General features: G+C 68.9%; 2 protein-coding genes and 1 riboswitch. Both genes read right to left on the bottom strand.

The features are described 5' to 3' along the window. The coding region (locus PKH97_RS15240; RefSeq protein ID WP_324388443.1) for a hypothetical protein at nucleotides 1-697 on the bottom strand (697 nt) is incomplete at its 3' end. 45 nt (nucleotides 698-742) lie between these two features. Next, nucleotides 743-875: riboswitch (cobalamin riboswitch) on the bottom strand. Nucleotides 876-879: 4 nt separating this feature from the next. Continuing rightward, on the bottom strand, nucleotides 880-3,286 hold a 2,407-nt coding region (locus tag PKH97_RS15235; protein WP_324388441.1), incomplete at its 5' end, for an alpha-amylase family glycosyl hydrolase.

Genomic DNA, 3,286 nt, shown 5'->3' with positions numbered 1-3,286 from the left:
TCGCCAGCGCGGTCGCGTCCCGGTCGCCGGTGCACGTGGCCTGCTCGAAGGTGATCGGCACGCCGCCGTCCGCGCACGCCTGACCGGCGAGGTACCCGGCCGCGCGATTGGCGGCCGGCAGACCGGCACGGCTGAGCGCCACCACGCCGAAGCTCTGCCCGAAGGCATTGGAGTAGTCGCCCCACTTGGAGCGGTCGCTCAGGCGGCCGTCCGCCCGCTGAAGGGATCGCAGCTCCCCGAGGATGTCGCGGCCGCCGTAGGAGCCCGGGTTCTGGCCGCGAACCTGAAGTGCGAGAACGAGTTTCGCGTGAGCGCCGGCATACGACTCGTCGGAGCCGGTGCCGATGTATCTGAGCAGGTTGCTGTCCTGGGCCAGCCACGTCAGGGCCTTCGTTGCCCGCACGTCATTGGTCTTGGTGGCGGCAAAGGCGAGGACGGCATCGAGGGTCAGGCCCGGGTCGTCATAGCTGGTGCCGCCGAAATCGGTCATCAGATGTGAGCCGTCGACGAACTGGCGGCCGAGCCAGCCGGTCGCCACGCGAGCGCTGAGCCGGTCCGCTGCCGTGGCCCGTTGCTCGCTCGTGGTGGACGTGGCGGTGGGTGACGCACCGGCCGTCGTGGCCGCGCCGAATAGGAGAGCGCTCGCGGTGAGGCTGACGGTTACGCCGCGCGTGAGAGTGGCCGTGACGTGATTCATGAGGGAGTCCTTCCTCCGCATACCTCGGCGGGGAATCGAAAAGGGGTGGTGCCGGACGCGCCGCGCAGGCATTCGGGCTGACAGCCCCTGTGGGCCGTATCACCGCTGCGGGTCAGCGCCGGATTCGCACCGGACTTCCCCTGCTCGGACGAGCCGAACCTAGCACGCCACCGTAAGGGGGGTCAGCGGCGGCTGCGGAACCAGTCGCGCACCGAGTCCACCAGGACATCGGTGATCGCGGTGATCACGCTCGTACCCGGCGGTTGCTTCGCCCGGCCACCCCCGGCGCCACCGTCCGGGCCACCCCCGGCGCTGATCGGCCCAGGCGCACCCTCGGCGAGCACGACGATCGACCACGCGGCCGCGTCATAGGTGCCCTGCACGACATCGCCGCGCTCGAGCGACCAGCAGTTGAAGCCGCCCTCGAAAAAGTGGGCCGTGTCGATGATTCGCCGCCACGACACCGATGAAGGCCCTTGCGGCACAGAGAAAGTCACCGGCTGATCCGCCATATTGATCAGCAGCAGGAAGTCCGCGGCGCCGACGCTAGCGGCATCGATCCACAGGCGCACGGCGCGATCGCCGTCCGCCGGCGCCTCCGCCTGGTCCGGCTGGAAGAAGACATAGCTGACATCGGTGCCGCCGAGCTCGGCATCGCCGTATGAGCGTTGCCGCAACCCCGGGTGATCACGCCGCAGCGCCCCGAGGAAGGACGCGAACACCAACTGCGGGTTGACGCCCGACGGCGAGTCTGCTCGCCCGAAGGCGTCGCGATAGCGGACGGTCGCGAGCGCCGCACCCTGCGGGGCATCGACCGCACCCGCGCCGTCCGGGACCACCGGCACCGATGTGGGCGCATTGGTCGCCAGCGCCGACCAGTTGTTCCACATCCCGATGGTGTTGAGGTTGTAGGGGTTGTTGTTGCCGTTCTGAGTGCGGCCGTACTCATCGCCCGAGCAGACCATCGGCACGCCCCGGGCGAAATAGAGCGCCACCCAGAAGTTCCGCAGCCGCTGACGGATGAGCGCCTGGTCGCCCCCGCTGCCCCAGGAGTCGTTGCTGTCCGAGCCGCCGTCCGAGGGCCCGAACGGCCACGCCTGGCTGTTGTCCTTGTGGTCGTAGGCGACCAGATCCAGCATCGCGAAGCCGTCGTGCGCGGTGATGAAGTTGATCGAGCGCTGCGGCCCGCCCTGGTCGGCGAAGTTGCGGTAGTCACCGTTCATCACCTCCATGAACGCTCCGGCATTGCCGTCACCCTTGAGATACCGGCGCACGGCGTCGCGGTAGCGGCCGTTCCATTCAGCCCACCCGTCCGGGAAGTTGCCGACCTCATAACCCCACAGATCCCAGGCCTCGGCGATGACCTCGATATTGCGCGCCTGAGCCAGATCGCGGATCTCGGTGAGCAGCGGGTGATCACGATAGAAGCGCCGCTGTCCGGCCCAGTCCTCGCGCGCCTGAGCCATCGGCGCACGCCCGAGCACCGGCGCCAGGTCGAAACGGAAACCGTCGACACCCATTGCGTCGCACCAGTATTCGAGTGAATCGGTCACCAGTGCCCGGGTGATCGCGCTCGACATATCGGTCTGGTTGCCGCATCCCGTCGCGCCGTCGACCAACTGGCCCGCGTCGGTCAGGACGTAGTACTCCGTGGTCGCGAAACCCCCGAAGCCGGTGAACCCGACGGTGTCGAGATCACCCCAGTTGCCGCCCTCGCCGGTGTGGTTGTAGACGACGTCGAGATAGACCTCGATGCCGTGCTCGTGGAAGGTCCGCACCATTTCTTTGAACTCGCGGGTCGGCCCGCCCGGCGTCTTGTCGAAGGCGTACTGCCGGTTCGGCGCGAAATAGCCGAGCGTCATATAGGCCCAGTGATTGGACGGTCCGGTCGTGGAAAGCTCCGAGCCATTGCTTTCCTGCACGGGCATGAGCTCGATCGCATTGCAGCCCAATGCCTTCACATAGGGGGCAAGGTGGGCCGCGCCGGCATACGTCCCCTGGAGTGGCTCCGGGACGTCGGTGACTGCGCTGAAACCGGGCAGGTTCGCGACATAGGTGCCGAGCCTGCGGGCGCTCGGGTGCAGGGTCAGATTCCGCACGTGCGCCTCATAGACGATGGTGGACTCCGCCGGCACGGCCGGCTTGGTGCCCGTCGTCGTGGCGTCAGAGACCACGATCGCCTTGGGGGCGTATGCCGCGGTGTCCCACTCGCGGACCGGTCGCCCCCGGTAGTCGCGCGGCCCCCAGCCGAAGACCCCGCCGTCCGCGCCTGCCGCCACGACGTCCGGGCTCGCGGGACTGTGGGAGATCTCGCGGGCATACGGGTCGGTGAGGACCTTGTTGGGGTTGAACCGCTGCCCGCGCGGCCCGCGATCGGCGACGAAGCCGGCGCTGCTGTTGCCGGGTGCCCAGGCCGGGTCGAGGTTCCAGCCCGGGCCCCAGACCCGATAGCCGTAATGCGCGCCCGGGCCGAGACCGGCGACACGGGCTCGCCAGACCCCGTCCGCGCCCCGCGCGAGGTCGATAGCGGCGAGGGCGGCGACGCCGGTCGGGCGGGCATACACCTCCAGGAGCACACGCGTAGCCTCG

Origin of the sequence: Nostocoides sp. (assembly GCF_035343835.1) — a bacterium.
GTDB lineage: Bacteria > Actinomycetota > Actinomycetes > Actinomycetales > Dermatophilaceae > Nostocoides_A > Nostocoides_A vanveenii.
This window is presented reverse-complemented; position numbering and strand designations above follow the sequence as displayed.